At 38.5% G+C, this 1,584-nt stretch carries 2 protein-coding genes and 1 pseudogene; all 3 read right to left on the reverse strand.

All coding sequences use genetic code 11. The features are described 5' to 3' along the window. On the reverse strand, nucleotides 1-338 hold a 338-nt coding region (locus PVV65_RS09655; RefSeq protein ID WP_273790011.1), incomplete at its 3' end, for a helix-turn-helix domain-containing protein. Between the two features lie 258 nt (nucleotides 339-596). Beyond that, complete coding sequence (locus PVV65_RS09660) at nucleotides 597-980, reverse strand: helix-turn-helix domain-containing protein (RefSeq protein WP_273790012.1); 384 nt, start codon at nucleotides 978-980, stop codon at nucleotides 597-599. A gap of 406 nt (nucleotides 981-1,386) precedes the next feature. Continuing rightward, nucleotides 1,387-1,584: pseudogene (locus PVV65_RS09665) on the reverse strand (hypothetical protein); the annotation flags it as partial.

The following is a 1,584-nucleotide window of genomic DNA, read 5'->3' on the forward strand; positions in this document are numbered from 1 at the left end:
GTATGCTCTTCTTTATTAGCAATTTCATCATAGGATGTATTTTTTTCTTTTGTTGCGATATCGGCATAAAAAAAGAAAATAGAGATATCCAGGATATCAGCAATTTCTTGTAAACGCCCTGCACCAACGCGATTGATACCCTTTTCATATTTTTGGATTTGTTGAAAGGTAACCCCTAAACGATGCCCTAATTCTTTTTGAGAAATTTTCAACATTTCTCGTCTCAAACGAATTCTTTTGCCTATCAAAATATCGTTAGAATGTGGATTCTTTATTGGAAAATGTGGATTTTTCGCTTTCACTTCAGGTTCCCCCTCCGGTTGCGAGCGCCCTCGCATAAGTATTCCGGGAGTCAAAAACACTGAGTTTGGATCAGCTTTTTTGCTTTTAGTGCGCGAACACACCTGGACATGGCAAAAACTCCCGGAATTCCGGGATACCCACAAAAGTGAGTTCATTTTTATGTACCAAACTCTAGGGTTTTTGAAGCCCTCTTGGTCGTTGCGTAGACGACCAAAGTTACCCTTTAAGTCATAAAGTAATTTCGGAAGATTAGCAATAAAATTTAAAGGCTTTCACAAGTGTGTTTTTATCGCTTAAGCAATCAAACACAAAATTGCCTTTTGTTGCTTAGGCTTAAGTTCTCTAAAACTTTTCAAAAGGGTATGCTCTTCTTTATTAGCAATTTCATCATAGGATGTATTTTTTTCTTTTGTTGCGATATCGGCATAAAAAAAGAAAATAGAGATATCCAGGATATCAGCAATTTCTTGTAAACGCCCTGCACCAACGCGATTGATACCCTTTTCATATTTTTGGATTTGTTGAAAGGTAACCCCTAAACGATGCCCTAATTCTTTTTGAGAAATTTTCAACATTTCTCGTCTCAAACGAATTCTTTTGCCTATCAAAATATCGTTAGAATGTGGATTTTTAGCTTTCACTTCAGGTTCCCCCTCCGGTTGCGAGCGCCCTCGCATAAGTATTCCGGGAGTCTGAAAGTACTGAGTTCGAATCAGCTTTTTTTGCTTTTAGTGCTGCGCACCTGGACATAGCAAAAACTCCCGGAACTCCGGGATATCCACAAAAGTGGATTAATTCTTATGATCGAACCTTAGGGCTTTCAGACCCTCTTGATCGTTGCGTATACGACCAAAGTCACAAGGTCTATTGATAAAGGAATTGAAGAAGATTAGCAATAAAATTTAAAGGAATGTTTTCATCTCTCAAGAAATCAAACACAAAATTGTTTTTTTTAAGAGATCTCTCTCAGCCTCTTATGCGCACTCTCCAAAACCATAAGGGAAAACCAGCAATTTATTGAGAAGACGAACAATCCTTCAACCCCCACAAAAATACACCTAAAAATATGCCTCAACATACACCTTAACACATGCCCCCAAACCACAGACATTCAAGCCATACCCTTTGAGCAGTCACACCGTTATCCGTTGAATTTTCGCTCCACATCGGGATAATTTTTCTTCCAACCTCTAAAAAGCCACGATCAAGATGATAAACACGATTGACGATTGTTTCACCCTTTGCTGCCACTATTAATAAAATAAAGGGGCCGCAATCACC

Source organism: Bartonella sp. ML70XJBT, from assembly GCF_028618425.1.
GTDB lineage: Bacteria > Pseudomonadota > Alphaproteobacteria > Rhizobiales > Rhizobiaceae > Bartonella.